The organism is Hymenobacter sp. BT559 (genome assembly GCF_017571525.1).
Taxonomy (GTDB): domain Bacteria; phylum Bacteroidota; class Bacteroidia; order Cytophagales; family Hymenobacteraceae; genus Hymenobacter; species Hymenobacter ginsengisoli.
This window is the reverse complement of the sequence record NZ_JAGETY010000002.1, coordinates 192,053-208,403: the sequence shown is the minus strand read 5'-3', so window position 1 is coordinate 208,403 and position 16,351 is coordinate 192,053. Positions and strand designations below refer to the sequence as shown.

The window sequence follows — 16,351 nt, the reverse complement described above, 5'->3', positions numbered from 1 at the left end:
GGGGGCTAAAAAAAATTAGCGCGCCACCTTTTTTTTCGGTTTATGGCCAGCCGGCGGCGCGGCGGCCGGGCTAGCCAGGAATCGCAAGTGATTGGTGCTCTGGGCCAGGTTGCGGAGCGAGTCCAACGCGTGCGTGCGGCGGCCATCGAGCGGGGCGTACAGCTCCAGGCTCGACTTGAGCAGCGAGTCGGCGGCCAGCGCGCGCAGTTCATCGGCATTCATGCCAGCCCGGTAAAAAAGCCAGTTGCGGTACTGCGCCCCCCGCGGCGCCCGGGTGCCGCCCAGGCTGAGCTGTCGGGTCAATAGCTGCTCGGGCAGCCGGCCCACCTCGGCACCATCGAGGTAGAGCACCGTTTGGCCCGCGGCGTAGTAGTGGGTGAGGGCTAGCTGATGCCAGCGGTTGTCGTTCACCCGCCGGGGGCTAGCCAGGTGGCCGCCCTTAGCCGAGGTGTAGGTGAGCCCGCCGCTAGCCCCGATGCTGAGGCTACCCGTCGCAGTACTGTCTTGTAAGGTCACAAGCTGCCCCTTGCCGGCCGTGCGAAAGCTGACTACCTGGGTAAAGGGGTGCAGCAGCGTTTCGGGCCGCAGCGTTAGGCCCGTAGCTGCCCCGCGCTGGCTAGGGCCCAGGCGCACGTAAGAGGTGGCGGCATGGTGCGGAACAGCTTTACCAGCCCGCAGGGCATCGAACAGCGAAGGCACGAGGACGTGGGCCATTTCGGCGTGGCCGCGGTCGTTGGGGTGCAGGGCGTCGTCCCAGTAGCCGGGTGCCCAGTGGCCGGCGCCATCGTCTACGGCCCCCAGCGTATTAATACTAGGCACGGCCCAGGCGTGCAGCAGCAGGTTCGTCTGCCGGATGAAGGCGTAGTCTTCCGGCGTGTAGTCGTTGCGGGTGTAGCAATTGGCCACTACGGGCACCAGGCCCTCGGCCCGCGCCCGCTGCACCAGCGCCAGCAGGTTGGTTTTGAATTGCTCGAAAATGGGTTGGCCGCCGCCGTGGATGCCCTCGTTGCCCAGCGAGAGCGCCAGCACCACGTAGCGGCCGTGCTGGGGCCGCAGGTCGCGCGCCCAGCGCGCGGCTACCTTGGTGGTGTTGTCGCCGGGCACCGAAATATTAGCCACCGTCCAGGCCGCGCCCTGACCGCTGGCGGCCCGCTGGGCCAGCAGCGTGGCATAGCGGGCTGGGTAACCATACTTGTTGGTAGCGCCCTGGCCAAACGGCACCGAGGACCCGAAAAATACAATTTTCCAGTCGTTGTGCAGCGTGTCGGCGGGCGCTGGGGCTAGCGAGCAAGCGCCCACCTTCAGGCCAGAGTCAATGCCCGGCCCGAAGCTCGCGGATGAGAAGCCAGTGGCCGCCACCAGCCCAGCCAGCGCCAGGCCCCAAAAAGAAGAATGTTCCATAAACCTAGCGTCTAGCGTGAAAAAGGCCGCCCCGCTTGGCCGCCAAGCTAACTACCCTGCCGCCTACGCAATGCCCTTAGTCTCACTGCCTAAAAATTAGCGTTTGCCCAGCGTGAGCAATAAAAGCAGGCCTAGCACACCGCCCCCGTGCAGGTTAAAATACTTGCGCAGCGTCTTGAGCGCCTGCATAATATGCGCCTCTACTGTCTTCACCGATACGCCCTGGCGCTCGGCAATTTCGGGGTAGGAGAGGCCCTGCTGCCGGCTCAGCACAAATACCTCGCGCTGCTTGGGCGGCAGGCGGTCTAAGGCAGCCAGGTACAAGGCCTCCATCTCCTGATACTCGGCCTCGTTGGCTACGCTGGCGGGGCCGGCGGCGGCCACTTGCCCTTGCAGGCGCAGGTGGTGCTGGTCGCGCCGCAGCTCGTTGAGCACCGCGTGGTGGGCAGTCGTAAACAGGTAGCCCTTCAGCGGCACGTCGTCGCGCAGCTGGTCGCGTTTCTCCCATATTTTGATAAAGCACTCCTGGACAATCTCTTCGGCGGCCGGGCGCGACTTTAAGTAGCTGTACGCAAAGCGATAAACGAGCGCGCTGTAGTGCCGGAACAGGGCATCAAATGCCCGCTCGTCGTCCTGTTTCAGGCGGCGCAGACAGTCCGGTTCCGAAAAGACAGGTGAGGCGGGCAAAGCGATGCGTTGTAAGATTATGCCGAAAATTAACAGAAAAATGATAAACCCGGTTTGCGGCCATCATAGGCTCGCGAAGCAGGACCAGCAAAAGCACTTTTTCAATCACTTAGCAACCTGCAAGAAGCGGGTAAATAAAGAATTTCAAATGAAGGGCTAGCGTAAGGTGGATTGTAAATGCAACTCCGTTGCGCAAAAAATAAAAAATTTCTTCTAGCCAACTGGCTTCTGTTTCGCCTCCCAAAAACCAGCTTAAGCAGTCAGATTATTAGTGCAACTATGATGCATGAGGATATAAAAGCCCGATTCGAGGCTGTCAGAGCACTTTCTGGATTGTGGTAGAAAGTGGTAGAAAGTGGTGAGTTTTTTGAAACCACTCGTACTTTTGTTATCCTAGCCTAGGCTACTGCCGGGCGGGCACTTTCCTTTCATGCATCAGCTCCTGTCCGGCGAATACGACTGCAAGCTCGACCCCAAAGGTCGGCTGGTGCTGCCTGCCAAGGTGAAGGCTAGCCTGCCCGATGCCTACGCCAACCAACTGGTGCTGGTGCGCGGCTTCGAGCCTTGCCTGGTGCTGTATCCGCGCTCGGCTTGGGAGCTGATTCACGCCAAAGTGATGGCTCTGGATGAGTTTAATGAAGAATACCGCCAGTTTCAGCGCAATTTCTTTCGGGGTATGACGGAGGTGGAACTCGACAGCATCGGGCGCTTTGGCCTGCCGGGCTCGATGCGCCGCTACGCCGGCCTCGAAAAGGAAGCCGTGATAGTGGGCCTCGGCAACCGCTGCGAAGTGTGGGACCCCACCCGCTACGACGAATACCTCATCAAGGACCAGCCCACCTTCTCGAAGCTGGCCCAAAAATTCTTATCGGCCACCCCCGAAGCCCCCTTGGCCGCATGAGCATCCGCCCCAACGATACCGCCTACCACCGCCCCGTGATGCTGGCCGAGTGCCTGGCCGGGCTAGTCCTCGTGCCCGGCGGCCGCTACGTCGACGTGACGTTTGGCGGCGGCGGCCACTCGGCGCGCATACTGGAGCAATTGGCTGAGGGCCACCTATACAGCTTCGACCAGGACGAGGCTGCCGAGCGCGAGGCGGCGCAGCTGGCTAGCCCCCAGTTCACCTTTATTCGGGCTAACTTCCGGCACCTGGCCACCGAGCTGACCCAGCGAGATGCCCTGCCCGTGGATGGCCTGCTGGCCGATTTGGGCGTGTCGTCACATCAGTTCGACACCGCCGCGCGCGGCTTCAGCACCCGTTTTGATGGGCCGCTCGACATGCGCATGGACCCACACGATGCCAGCGTGGCTACGGCCGCCGACGTGCTCAACGACTACGACGAGGCCGCGCTGCACCGCATCTTCGGCATGTATGGCGAGGTGACCAATGCGCGCACCCTAGCGGCTACCGTGGTGCAGGCCCGCCGCCAGCGTCCGTTGCGTACCATCGCGGAGCTCAAGCAGGCCATCGCGCCCGTGACGCCGCGCGGCAAAGAGAATAAGTACCTGGCACAAGTGTTTCAGGGGCTGCGCATTGAGGTAAACGATGAGCTCGCTGCTTTGCAGGAAATGCTGGTGCAAACGGCTCAGGTGCTGCGCCCCGGCGGCCGGCTGGTTGTCATGAGTTACCACTCACTGGAAGACCGGCTGGTGAAGAATTTTCTAAGCCAGGGCAAGTTTTTTGGCCAGGCCGAGAAGGATTTGTACGGCCGCGTGAGCCTGCCCTTCGAGGCGCTGACGCGCAAGCCTACCGAGGCCACGGCCGAGGAAATAGCCGAAAACAGCCGCGCCCGCAGTGCCAAGCTGCGTATCGGCGTCCGAACCGATAATCCTGCTTAACTCTATGGCCGGTAATACGATACGTCCCGTTGCGGCTGGTCCGCCCCGCGCCAATACCGTGCGGCCCCCGCGCGTGCCCGACCCGATAAATGAAGTAGCAGAACCCGTAGCGGCGCCCGTTGCTGTGCCAGTGCCTGTTGCCCCGGCGCCCGTAGCTGCGCCGGTAGTGGCCCCCGCACCACCCGCCGAGCCCAAAAAGGCCCGTAAGCCAGCCCCCACGCCGGCCGAGTTTACGGCCCCGGCCTGGGACCGCCACGAAGGCGTGACGGCCACCGGCTGGAGCTTGTTTTCGCTGCTCGACCGGTTTACCGGTCTCGATGGGCTGTTCCGGGAGGGGCTGCCGGTGCGTTACCTGCCCAAGCTGCTTTTTGGCATGCTGCTGGTGCTGCTCTACATCGGCAACACGCACTACGGCAACCGCATGAACCGCAATATCCAGCGGCTCAAACAGGAAACGGAAGACTTGCGCGCCGACTACACCACGCTGAAGTCGGACTACATGGAGGCAAGCAAGCAAAGCGAAGTGGCTCGTAAGGTGGCGGCAATTGGGTTGGTCGAAAGCTCCTCGCCGCCCTTCCGCATTGCTGTGCCTGCCGGCCACCTCGACGAGGCCCAGCTCGAAACCATGCCCGTGCTCACTGCTGACACCCTAGCCGCCCGCGCCGCCCGCGATTCGGTGGCCTCGGCCAAAGCGGACTCTATCCAGGGCCGCGCCCGGCGCCAGCAGCTGGGCCTGCCCATGGATGATGACGCCCTGGAGCTAGGGGCGCCGCCGCCCGGCTTATCGCCCGAAGACTCGGCCGCTGCGCCAGCTAACAGCTTGAGAGCTAACGAGCATAAGCAGGGACGCTCAACGGAGAGAAAGCAAAATAGTATAAAAAAGTACAAACCAGCCCAAGCCGAAAACAGCAGGAAGAGCAAATCGGCCGCTTCTAAAAAGTCTTTGTCCCATGAAAGGCAGCGTTAAGAAATCCATCGTCACGCGGGTGCGGCTCGCGTTTCTGGGGGTGACGCTGTTTTCCGGCGCCGTGGCCTGGAAAATCTCGCACATCCAGTACCAGGAGGGCGCCAGGTGGCGCGCCCTGGAGCAGGAGCGCCGCATCAGCTACCAGCCGGTGCCGGCCACGCGCGGCAACATTTACTCTGATAACGAGAGTATCATGGCCACGTCGCTGCCCTTTTACCGGGTGGCCTGGGACCCCGCGGTGGTGGATGATGAGATGTTTCGGTGCAACGTCGATTCGCTGGCCTGGCACCTGGCACACTTCTTCCAGGACCGCAGCGTGGGCGAATACAGCCGCAAGCTGCAGGATGCCCGCAAGGATGGCGTGCGCTATATCCGGCTGAATTCGCGGCAGATTAATTTTCAGGAAAAGAAGGAGCTAGCCGCCTGGCCCATCTTCCGGGCCAAGCGCAAAGGAGGGGTTATTTTCGAGAAGGTTGACAAGCGTTTCCGGCCGTTTGGGGGGCTAGCCCAGCGCACGGTGGGCTTCGTGAACGAAGACAAGAACGGCGCGGGTCTGGAGTTTACCTTCCAGCAAAAGCTGGCGGGCAAGCCGGGCGAGGCGCTGTTTGAGCGCGTGCCGGGCGGCTTCAAGCCCGTGTACGACGGCACTGAAATCAAGCCCCAGCCAGGCTATGACGTCAAGACTACCCTCGACATCAACTTGCAGGATGGGGCCGAGGACGCGCTGTACAAGGCTCTGGTGGCCAACGACGCCAAGTACGGCTGCGTGATTTTGATGGAGGTAAAAACCGGCGAAATCAAGGCGGTGGCCAACCTGGGTAAGGCCGAGGATGGCACCTATAAGGAGGACTACAACTACGCCTTTGCCGACCAGGGCCGCACCGAGCCGGGCTCGACCTTCAAGCTGGCGTCGATGACGGCCGTGTTTGAGGCCGACCCCAACTTGCAACTCGACGACATGGTCGATACTGGTCCGGGCCGCATGTTTATTGGGGGGGCCGTGAAAACCGACTCGCACGCCAACGGCCGCATCACGGTGCAGCAGGTCTTTGAAAAATCCTCAAACATTGGCGTGGCGCGGCTGGTGCAGGAGCACTTTGCCGGCAACCCCACGCAGTACACCGACTACCTCAAGAAGTTCGGGCTCGACAAGCCGCTGGGCTTCCAGATGAGCGGCGAGGCGCTGCCCTACGTGAAGGACCCCAAGGACCGCAGCTGGAGCCGCACCTCGCTCTCAACCATGAGCATCGGCTACGAGCTCAAGCTAGCCCCCCTGCAAACGCTGGCTTTCTACAACGCCGTGGCCAATGGCGGCGTGAAGGTGGCGCCCATGATAGTGCGCGAAATCAAGCAGGCCGACCAGGTGATTGAGCACTTCGATACGCAGGTGCTGAATCCTAAAATATGCTCCGACGCTACGCTGCGCAAGCTGCACGCCATGCTGGAAGGCGTGGTGCTGGAAGGCACGGCCAAGGCCATCCGGCCCAAAGACTACACCATCGCGGGCAAGACGGGCACGGCCTGGAAGTTCAAGGGTGGCCGCTACACCAAAACGTATTCGACCAGCTTCTGCGGGTTCTTCCCGGCCGACAAGCCCAAGTACAGCTGCATCGTAGTGATTGACTCGCCGAGCAAGGGCCGCATCTACGGCGGCGACGTGGCCGCGCCGGTCTTCCGCGATGTGGCCGACCGCTGCATGGCCCGCGACCAGGCTAGCCAGCGGCCCATGCTGGCCAGGGTGCCCGCCCGCCGCACGCCCGTGCCGCTGGTGCGCGCCGGCCTGCAGCAGGAGATAGCTCTGGTGTGCGACCGCATTGGGCTGCCCGGCCAAACGCACGCCACCGGCGGCGAAGAATGGGTGCGCGCTACGGCGGCGGTCGATACGGCCTTCGTGGCCCGCACCGTGTCGCTGCGCCCCGATGCCAGCGTGGCCCACCCCGGCCGCATGCCTGACGTGCGCGGCCTCACGCTGCGCGACGCCCTGTTCTTGCTCGAAAACCGGGGGCTGAAAGTGCAAACCAGCGGCTCGGGCCGGGTGCGTGAGCAGTCGCTAGCGCCCAGCGAGTTTGCCAAGCGCGGCCTCGTGGTGGGGCTGGTGCTGGCGCCTACGGCCGCGCCCACGGCGGCCCCGCTAGCCCTGCCGGCGCCCGTGCACACCGAGGTTGAAGAAAATACGCTGCTCATTCCGGCCGAAGTGCCTAGCCACGCGAAAGTCGCTAAGCCGATAGCTGCCAAGCCAAGCGCTCCCAAGGTTAAGGCGGCAGATGCTAAACCAACCGCGAAGCCGACTGCCCCAGCCGCCAAGCCTGCTTCGACGCGGCCGGAAGCTTCTACCAGGGCATCTGCTAAGCCAACCAAAAAACCGGCTAGCCCTCCTGCCAAGGACAAACCGGCCAAGACGGAAAATAAGCCGAAAAAGCCAACTCCGGCCAAAGCCGACATTCGAACGACTCAGCGCTCTGCTGCGCCAACCTCGGCGCCCTCTGCGGGAACTTCGCCTGCCAAAACCCGAAAATCTGCATGAGTACGCTGCCCCTTTTTGCGTTGCTTACCGACGTTACTGTGCTAGCCCAGCATGGCGCGGCCGACATGCCCGTGGCGGGCCTGACGCTCGACTCACGCCAGGCCGGGCCCGGGATGCTGTTCTGCGCCCTACGTGGCACTGCCACCGACGGGCATAAGTTTATCGACAAGGCTGTGGGCCAGGGCGCGGCCGTTATTGTCTGCGAAGAGCTGCCGGCCGAGCTGAACCCTGCCACTACCTACGTGCAGGTGGCCGACACTGCCGCCGCGCTAGGGCCAATTGCGAGCGCTTTTTACGGCCACCCCTCGCGCCAGCTCCAGCTGGTGGGCGTGACCGGCACCAATGGCAAAACCACCTGCGCCACCGTGCTGCACAAGCTGCTGCGCGAGCTGGGCTACCACGCCGGCCTGCTAAGCACGGTGCAAAATCAGATTGACGAAACCGTTATTCCGAGCACCCACACCACCCCCGACGCCATCCGGCTCAACGAGCTGCTGGCCCGAATGGTGGCCGCCGGCTGCACCCACGCCTGCATGGAGGTGAGCAGCCACGCCGTGGCCCAGGGCCGTATCGGCGGCCTACGCTTTGTGGGGGGCCTTTTTACTAATCTCACCCACGACCACCTCGACTACCACGGCACGTTCGATAATTACCTGAAGGCGAAAAAAGGCTTTTTCGACGCGCTGCCTAAAGCCGCTTTCGCCCTGACCAACGCCGACGACAAGCGTGGCCCCGTGATGCTGCAAAACACAGCCGCCCGCCGCGCCACGTATTCGTTGCGCTCGGCGGCCGATTTCCGCGCCCGGCTGGTCGATAATAGCCTGGCGGGCTTGTTGCTAGAAATTGATAACCGCGAGGTGCACTTCCGCCTCATCGGCGTCTTCAATGCCTACAACCTGCTAGCCGTGTATGGCGCCGCGGTGCTGCTGGGCGAAGACCCCACCGAGGTACTCACTATCCTGTCGGGACTCACCACCGCGCCCGGGCGCTTCGAGCCGGTTACGGTGCCCGGCCAGGGCGTGTCGGGCCTGGTGGACTACGCCCACACTCCCGACGCCCTCGAAAACGTGCTGCAGACGCTGTTGCAAACACGCCGCCCCGACCAACGCATCATCACGGTAGTGGGCTGCGGGGGCAACCGCGACGCCACCAAGCGCCCCATTATGGCGCGGCTGGCGGCGCAACTCTCCGATGAGGTTATTCTCACTTCGGATAATCCGCGCGATGAAGACCCCCTAGCCATCCTCGACCAGATGCAGGCCGGCCTCACGCCCCCCGCCGACGCCCACACCCAAACCATCGCCGACCGCCGCCAGGCCATCCGGGCCGCCGTAGCCCTGGCCCGCCCCGGCGACCTGGTGCTGGTGGCCGGCAAAGGCCACGAAACTTACCAGGAAATTAAGGGGGTGAAAACCCACTTCGACGATAAGGAAGAGCTGCGGGCTGCCCTTACGGAAATTAAAAATGCTGAATTGTGAAGGTTGAATTGATTGAGCACATAGCCTCAGCGTCTAATTCAAAACTTAAAACTCATAATTCATAATTTAATAAGAATGCTCTACTACCTCTTTCGCTACCTGCACGAGCACTTTCACTTTCCCGGCGCGGGCGTGTTTCAGTACACGACCTTTCGCGCCGCGCTTTCGGTGATTGTGTCGTTGCTCATTGCGCAGCTTTTTGGCGCGCGCCTCATTCGCGTGCTTCAGCGCAAGCAGGTAGGCGAAACCATTCGCGACCTTGGCCTGCAGGGCCAGAATGAGAAAAAGGGTACGCCTACCATGGGCGGTCTTATCATTCTGCTGGCCATCTTGGTGCCGGTGCTGCTGTTTGCCCGCCTGCGCAACATCTACATTATTCTCATGCTGCTCAGCACCGTGTGGCTGGGCCTGATTGGCTTCCTCGACGACTACATCAAGGTTTTTCGCAAAAATAAAGAAGGCCTGAGTGGGCGCTTTAAAGTGCTGGGTCAGATAGGTTTAGGTCTGACGGTGGGCTGGGTGCTCTACTATAGCAATGAGGTAACGGTGCGCGAATACCTGCTGCCCAATGGGCAGTATTCGGCCATCGACGCCACCAAAGTGTGGAAAGACGTGCACCTGACCCTGACGACGGTGCCGTTTATGAAAAACAACGAGTTGAACTACGGCGACTTCTTCTCTAACGCGCAGCTGGTTTTCAAGGACTTCTACGGCCTGCTCTACATCCCGCTGGTTATCGTCATCATCACGGCCGTAAGCAATGGCGCTAATATTACCGATGGCCTCGATGGGCTAGCTGCCGGCACCTCGGCCATTATTGGCATTACGCTGGCCATTTTTGCCTTTGTGAGCGGTAATGCCCTGTTGGCTGATTATCTGGACGTTATGTTTATCCCGGATTCGGGCGAGCTCGTTATTTTCTGTACGGCGTTTGTGGGGGCGTGCATCGGCTTTCTCTGGTATAACTCCTATCCGGCGCAGGTATTTATGGGCGATACCGGCTCGCTGGCGCTGGGCGGCATCATCGCGGTGCTAGCCCTCATCGTGCGCAAAGAGCTGTTGATTCCGGTATTGTGCGGCGTGTTTCTGATTGAGAATCTGTCAGTTATCGTGCAAGTGAGCTGGTTTAAATACACCAAGCGCAAGTATGGCGAGGGCCGCCGGTTGCTGCGCATGTCGCCCTTGCACCACCACTACCAGAAGCTTGGCTACCACGAATCTAAAATCGTGTCGCGCTTCTGGATTGTGGGTATTATGCTGGCAGTCATTACATTGGTCACCTTGAAATTGCGCTAGAAAATGGCTGCGAATACTCAATATATCGTCATCCTCGGAGCTGCCGAAAGCGGTGTGGGCGCGGCCCTGCTAGCCCAGGCCAAAGGCTTCGGCGTGTTCGTGTCCGATAAGGGCGCCATTCAGCCGCAGTACAAGGAAAAGCTGGCGAAAGCCGGCATTGAGTTTGAGGAAAACCAGCATTCGCTCGACCGCATTTTGCAGGCGAGCGAGGTTATTAAAAGCCCCGGTATTCCGGAAAAAGCGCCGGTTATTAAAGCACTGCGCGAGCAGAAAATTCCGATTTATTCCGAAATCGAGTTTGCCAGCCGCTACACCAAGGCACGCTTTGTGGCCATTACGGGCACCAACGGCAAAACCACCACCACGCTGCTCACTTATCACCTGCTGAAAGAAGCGGGCCTGAATGTGGGCCTAGCCGGCAACATCGGCTACTCGCTGGCCGAGCAGGTAATTGAAGATAAGCATGCGTATTACGTGCTGGAATTAAGCAGTTTTCAGCTCGACGATATTGCCGGTTTTCACCCCTGGATTTCCCTGCTGCTCAACATCACGCCCGACCACCTCGACCGCTACGAGTACTCGATGGAGAAATACGCCGAGGCCAAGCTGCGCATTACGGCAAATCAGGGCCTCGACGATTATTTTATTTACAACGCTGACGACGAGAACATCGAGCGCTTTGCCCGCACGGCGTTTATGACGGCGTTTACAATGCCCTTCAGCCTGCACCACCGGCCCGATTATCACTTGGCGGGCTATTACGAAGACGACTGCACGCTGCGCGTGCACCTGCCTATTGAGGACCGGCACCCCGATAAAGTAAGTATCAAAAACTCGCCGCTCATCGGCCAGCACAACCACCAGAATATGGCCGCTGCCATCCTGGCGGCGCGCGTGGCCGGCGTCTCGCCCGCCCAGATTGAGGCCGCACTGGCCTCGTTCAAGAACGCTGCGCACCGCCTGCAGCTGGTGCGCGAGCTGAATGATATTCAGTTTATTGACGACAGCAAGGCTACCAATGTGGAGGCGGCCTGGTATGCCCTCGATGGCATCAAGCGGCCCATCGTCTGGATTGCGGGCGGCACCGATAAAGGCAACGACTACACGAGTATTCAGCCCCTGGCCGAGCAAAAAGTGAAAGCACTTATTTGCCTGGGCGTAGATAATGCCAAGCTGCGCACCGCGTTTGACGGCAAAGTGCCGCACGTGGCCGAAACGCAAAGCATGGTTGAGGCCGTGCGCCAGGCGGCCGCACTGGCTAGCCCCGGCGATGTAGTCCTGCTTTCGCCCTGCTGCGCCAGCTTCGATTTATTTAAAAACTACGAGGACCGGGGCCAGCAGTTTGCCGCCGCCGTGCAGTCGTTAGCCCCGTCCGAATCTGCGAAATCAGTTTAAGCCCCATTAACTCCGCGATTTATGGAAACTCACCGCCTCACCTGGCTTCAGCGCAACCTGAAGGGCGACCCGATTTTGTGGGCCATTGTTATTCTGTTTTCGCTTATCAGCATCGCGGTGGTGTACTCGGCCACCGGCACGCTGGCGTATCGCAACGAGCTGCACGGCCGCACCGGCTCGGTTGAGTTGATTGTGCTCAAGCACAGCAGCTTGATATTCATAGGGTTGGGGCTGGCCTGGCTAGCCCACCGCATCGACTACCGCCACTACTCGCGCTTGTCACTGTACGCGCTGCTGCTGTCGGTGCCGCTGCTACTGTTCACCTACTTCATGGGCGGCGAGCTCAACGGCGCCTCGCGCTGGCTCACCATCCCGGTTATCAACCAAACGTTTCAGCCTTCCGACTTGGCTAAGCTGGCGCTTATCACGCATCTGGCTAGCATGCTGAGTCGGCGCCAGCAGCATTTGCACGATTTCTGGAGCACGCTTTTCCCGGTAATGCTCTGGGTGGGAGTCATTTGTGGCCTGATTGTGCTGTCCAACGCCTCCACGGCACTGCTGCTGTTTCTTACCTGCCTGCTGCTGATGTTTATTGGCCGCGTGCCCATCAAGCAGATGCTGGTGATGGTGGCTATTGGTGGCGTGCTGGGTGGGGCGGGGCTAGCAGCCGGCCAGCGCCTGGGCACGGTGCTTTCGCGCATCTCCACGTTTACCGACCCGAACAAAAAAATGTCTTTTCAGTCGGAGCACGCACACATTGCCATTGCCACGGGCGGCCTCACCGGCAAAGGCCCTGGCAAAAGCACCGAGCGCAATATTATGCCGCACCCGTATTCTGACTTTATCTACGCCATTATTATCGAAGAGTATGGCATGATTGGCGGCCTGTTCGTGCTGTTCCTTTACCTGGCTTTCTTATATCGAGGGCTGAAAACCGTGATGAATAGCCAGGGCGCTTTTGGCGGCTTGCTCTCGGCCGGGCTGTGTTTTAGCCTGGTATTGCAGGCTATGGTGAATATGGGCGTGGCCGTAGGGCTAGGGCCCGTTACGGGCCTGCCGCTGCCCATGCTGAGTATGGGAGGCACCTCGCTTATTTTCACCGGGCTAAGTGTGGGAATTATTCTGGCCGTAAGCCGTGGCGAGCGTGAAACCCGCCCCATGGCTGGCGAACCGGCCGACACGGCCCGCATCCCGAGCAAGCGCGTACAGTATGCGTAGCTTTTGCCGAAAAGCTATTAGCTGTTAGCTAATAGCTTTTCGGCAAATCAAATTATGTTGAACAAAAAGCTATTAGCTAACAGCCAATAGCTAACAGCTAATAATATGAAGTTTATCATCTCCGGCGGCGGTACGGGCGGGCATATTTTCCCGGCGGTGGCAATTGCAAATGAAATTCGACGGCGCCAGTCCGACGCCGAAATTTTATTTGTGGGCGCCAACGGCCGCATGGAAATGACGCGCGTGCCCGAGGCTGGCTATAAGATTGTAGGCCTCGATATTACCGGCTTGCAGCGCCGCCTCACGCCGCAAAATATTTTATTTCCGGTGCGGGTATTTCGCTCGGTGCGTAAGGCGGGAAAATTAATTCAGGAATTTCGGCCCGATGCCGTGGTGGGTGTGGGTGGTTATGCTTCGGCGCCAGTGCTGCTGGCCGCTACATCGCGCGGAATTCCTAGTTTAATTCAGGAGCAGAATTCGTACGCTGGCTTGGTAAATAAATTACTGGCTCGGCGCGTAAATAAAATCTGCGTGGCGTACGAGGGGATGGAAAAATTCTTTCCAGCCGATAAACTCGTGCTAACCGGCAACCCGGTGCGCACCGAAATTGCCCAGGGCAGCCGCGCCGAAGCGCTGCAATTTTTCAACCTCGACCCTGGCAAAAAAACCTTACTTGTAATTGGCGGCAGTCTGGGAGCGCGCACGCTCAACGTAGCTACCGCCGCGGCCTTGCCGCGCCTGCGCGACGCCGGCGTGCAACTGCTCTGGCAAACGGGCAAAATCTATTTTCCCGAAGCTCAGCAGCAGGCCGCTCCCTACGCCACCGACCACCTGCAAGCCCTGGAATTTATCCGGCGCATGGACCTGGCCTACGCGGTGGCCGATGTTGTCATTAGTCGGGCTGGCGCGCTCTCAGTATCAGAGCTTTGCCTGACTGGTAGGGCGAGCGTGCTGGTGCCCTCGCCCAATGTGGCCGAGGACCACCAAACCAAAAATGCGCTAGCCCTCGTGGGCAAGGGGGCTGCCGTGCTTATCACTGACGAGCATGCGCCCACCCGCCTTTACGACGAAGCCCTGCGCCTGCTCGCCGACCCTGGCCGCCAGCAGCAGCTCAGCGAGCGCGTGCGCGAGCTGGCCCGGCCCAATGCTACCACGACTATTGTAGACGAACTATTCAGCCTGCTGAAAAATACTAAAGCCTAAACTGACAAGTCGTGCTGAGCCTAGCGAAGCATGACACGCTGAACTAACAAATGCAGCAATTCCCGTACATATTTTTTCTTGGTATCGGCGGCATTGGCATGTCGGCGCTGGCGCGCTGGTTTGAGGCCAATGGCCACCAGGTCAGTGGTTACGACAAAACCGAAACGCCCCTGACGCAAGCGCTGCAGGCCGAAGGTATTGCCGTGCATTATGCCGATGCGGTCGAAAATATTCCGCAGGAAATTCGGGCGAATAAAGACCAAACGCTCGTCGTGCTTACGCCCGCTATTCCGGCCACCAGCCTCGAATGGGCGTGGCTGCGCGAGCAGGGCTACGATATTCGCAAGCGCAGCCAAGTGCTAGGGGTACTCACCCAGGGCCGGGCCACTATTGCGGTGGCGGGCACCCACGGCAAAACCACTACCAGCAGCATGGTAGCTCACCTGCTGCACCACGCTGGCCTCGATGCAGGCGCATTTTTGGGAGGAATTGCGGTTAACCTCGGCTCCAATTTATTACTGCCCCAAAGCCCCCGTGCACCCGTGGTAGTGGAGGCCGACGAGTACGACCGCAGCTTCCTGACGCTGCACCCCGACGTGGCCATCGTCACGAGCACGGATGCTGACCACCTTGACATTTACGGCGAGCAAAGTGCGCTGGTAGATTCATTCTGCCAGTTCGTTAGCCAAATCAAGCCCGGCGGCACGCTGCTGCTCAACCATACCGCCGATGCGCGGGTGGCGGCGGCGGTGCCGCCTGGCACGCGCGTGCTGCGCTATGGCCTCACCGCCGCGCAGGGCCCCGATTTATTTGCTGAAAATATTACGGCTGAAGGCCACGAATTTCACTTCGATTTGCACGGCCCACTAGGGGTGGTGCCGAGCCTGAAATTGGCTGTACCGGGTTTTCACAACGTCGAAAATATGCTGGCCGCCGCTGCCGCCGCACAATTATTCGGCGTGGCCTCTGCGCAACTGCCTGAGGCCGTGGCGGCCTACCGAGGCGTGAAAAGACGGTTTGAATTTGTTGCAACTACGCCCACCAACGTGTACGTAGACGATTATGCGCACCACCCGCGCGAAATTGAAGCATTTCTGCGTTCCCTACGCGCGCTGTACCCGGAGAAAAGAATACGTGCCGTTTTTCAGCCCCATTTATTTACCCGCACCCGCGACTTTGCTGAGGGCTTTTCGCGCAGCCTGAGTCTGGCCGACGAGGTGGTGCTGCTGGATATTTATCCGGCGCGCGAGCTGCCGCTGCCGGGCATCACGGCCTCTATGCTGCTGGAGAATATTACGGCGCCAGCTAAATCATTGCAAACCAAGGTGCAAGTATTGGAAAATGCCGAAAATACTTCTACATTTGACATCTTAGCTACTGTTGGAGCCGGCGACATCGATACCCTAGTACCGCAGTTGAAAAAGATTCTGGAAACGAAAGGTGCGCCTAGTCATAATGGGTGAGTATAAAATTAGTAGCCAGCTGCAAATCAACGGTTTGCGCTCAACCTTTCTTTTCTGCTTAAAAAATGGATAAATCAGTCCGCAACCTGCTCGTCGCGCTTGCCTGCCTTCTGGGGCTAGGGGGCATGGCCGCGTTTGCGGCGCTGCGACAAGCCCATCGCCCGGTGCAGAATATCGTGGTGAATGTGGCCAATGAATTCGATAATTATTTCATCAGCGAGCGTGGTGTTACGGCGCTGCTCACCAATGGGGGTAAGGAGCCTGTTATTGGCACCGTGCCCGAGGGCCCGCGCCTGCGTGAGCTCGAAAACCGCCTGAAAGCGCATCCCTTTGTGCGCGATGCACAAGTGTACCGCGACCTGGCCGGCAACCTGCATGCCGATGTGCATCAGAACCGCCCTATTGCCCGCCTCGTGCACCCCGACGACCGCCTCGATAGCTACGTCGATGCCAACGGCCAGCGACTGCCCCTATCGCCGCTCTACACGGCTCGGGTGGCCACTGTGAGCCGGGCCGGTGGCGGCACCCTGCCCACGACTTTCTTTCAGGACAGCACTAGCCGCGGCTATCTCGAATTTCTGCGCTACGTCGACGAGCATCCTTTTTGGAAAGCGCAGGTAGCTGAAGTGTTTGTGGAGCCCGGTGGAAAGCTGAGCTTCACGCAGCAGGTGGGCGACCAGCGCATTGAGTTTGGCGCACCGGAGAATATTTCAGAAAAATTCGCGAAATTGATGGTATTTTACCGACAAATTCCTTCGGTACTTGGCTGGGATACGTACCATCGCGTCAACGTAGAATACCAAAACCAAATAATTTGCGAGTAATAACTACTTGGCAATCAAAAGTCTGATTTTCATACTATTTGCTAATTAAATTAGCC

13 protein-coding genes are annotated in these 16,351 nt (G+C 59.8%); 11 read left to right on the top strand and 2 right to left on the bottom strand.

Annotated elements, in window-relative coordinates:
• Positions 1–15 precede the first annotated feature (15 nt).
• Both J4D99_RS03490 and J4D99_RS03485 read right to left on the bottom strand, forming a co-directional pair.
• On the bottom strand, positions 16–1,401 hold the full coding sequence (locus J4D99_RS03490) for an SGNH/GDSL hydrolase family protein (RefSeq protein WP_208130321.1): 1,386 nt from the start codon (positions 1,399–1,401) through the stop codon (positions 16–18).
• Between the two features lie 96 nt (positions 1,402–1,497).
• Complete coding sequence (locus J4D99_RS03485) at positions 1,498–2,088, bottom strand: RNA polymerase sigma-70 factor (RefSeq protein WP_208130320.1); 591 nt, start codon at positions 2,086–2,088, stop codon at positions 1,498–1,500.
• 430 nt (positions 2,089–2,518) lie between these two features.
• Between J4D99_RS03485 and mraZ the strand changes: the two genes are divergently transcribed.
• The 11 genes from mraZ to J4D99_RS03430 all read left to right on the top strand — a co-directional run bounded on the left by mraZ (position 2,519) and on the right by J4D99_RS03430 (position 16,295).
• Positions 2,519–2,989 carry a division/cell wall cluster transcriptional repressor MraZ gene (gene mraZ, locus J4D99_RS03480; RefSeq protein ID WP_208130319.1) on the top strand — a complete coding sequence of 157 codons (471 nt, stop codon included), beginning with the start codon at positions 2,519–2,521 and terminating at the stop codon, positions 2,987–2,989.
• Positions 2,986–3,927: a 16S rRNA (cytosine(1402)-N(4))-methyltransferase RsmH gene (gene rsmH / locus J4D99_RS03475; protein WP_236018514.1), complete on the top strand. Its 942-nt coding sequence runs from the start codon at positions 2,986–2,988 to the stop codon at positions 3,925–3,927. Before mraZ ends, rsmH begins: the two co-directional genes overlap by 4 nt.
• A gap of 4 nt (positions 3,928–3,931) precedes the next feature.
• On the top strand, positions 3,932–4,894 hold the full coding sequence (locus J4D99_RS03470; protein WP_208130318.1) for an FtsL-like putative cell division protein: 963 nt from the start codon (positions 3,932–3,934) through the stop codon (positions 4,892–4,894).
• Entirely contained in the window at positions 4,878–7,418 is a 2,541-nt protein-coding gene (locus J4D99_RS03465; protein ID WP_208130317.1) for a penicillin-binding transpeptidase domain-containing protein, read from the top strand. Before J4D99_RS03470 ends, J4D99_RS03465 begins: the two co-directional genes overlap by 17 nt.
• Positions 7,415–8,896: a UDP-N-acetylmuramoyl-L-alanyl-D-glutamate--2,6-diaminopimelate ligase gene (locus tag J4D99_RS03460; protein ID WP_208130316.1), complete on the top strand. Its 1,482-nt coding sequence runs from the start codon at positions 7,415–7,417 to the stop codon at positions 8,894–8,896. Before J4D99_RS03465 ends, J4D99_RS03460 begins: the two co-directional genes overlap by 4 nt.
• Positions 8,897–8,971: 75 nt before the next feature.
• Positions 8,972–10,192 carry a phospho-N-acetylmuramoyl-pentapeptide-transferase gene (gene mraY, locus J4D99_RS03455; protein WP_208130315.1) on the top strand — a complete coding sequence of 407 codons (1,221 nt, stop codon included), beginning with the start codon at positions 8,972–8,974 and terminating at the stop codon, positions 10,190–10,192.
• A gap of 3 nt (positions 10,193–10,195) precedes the next feature.
• Complete coding sequence (gene murD, locus J4D99_RS03450) at positions 10,196–11,587, top strand: UDP-N-acetylmuramoyl-L-alanine--D-glutamate ligase (RefSeq protein ID WP_208130314.1); 1,392 nt, start codon at positions 10,196–10,198, stop codon at positions 11,585–11,587.
• A gap of 21 nt (positions 11,588–11,608) precedes the next feature.
• Positions 11,609–12,805: an FtsW/RodA/SpoVE family cell cycle protein gene (locus tag J4D99_RS03445; RefSeq protein WP_208130313.1), complete on the top strand. Its 1,197-nt coding sequence runs from the start codon at positions 11,609–11,611 to the stop codon at positions 12,803–12,805.
• A 105-nt stretch (positions 12,806–12,910) separates the two neighbouring features.
• Positions 12,911–14,008, top strand: a complete 1,098-nt coding sequence (gene murG, locus J4D99_RS03440) for an undecaprenyldiphospho-muramoylpentapeptide beta-N-acetylglucosaminyltransferase (RefSeq protein ID WP_208130312.1) — start codon at positions 12,911–12,913, stop codon at positions 14,006–14,008.
• Between the two features lie 50 nt (positions 14,009–14,058).
• Positions 14,059–15,471, top strand: coding sequence for a UDP-N-acetylmuramate--L-alanine ligase (gene murC, locus J4D99_RS03435; protein ID WP_208130311.1), 1,413 nt, complete (start codon positions 14,059–14,061; stop codon positions 15,469–15,471).
• Between the two features lie 65 nt (positions 15,472–15,536).
• A complete protein-coding gene (locus J4D99_RS03430; protein WP_208130310.1) occupies positions 15,537–16,295 on the top strand; it encodes a cell division protein FtsQ/DivIB in 759 nt (252 codons plus the stop codon).
• Positions 16,296–16,351: the final 56 nt, after the last annotated feature.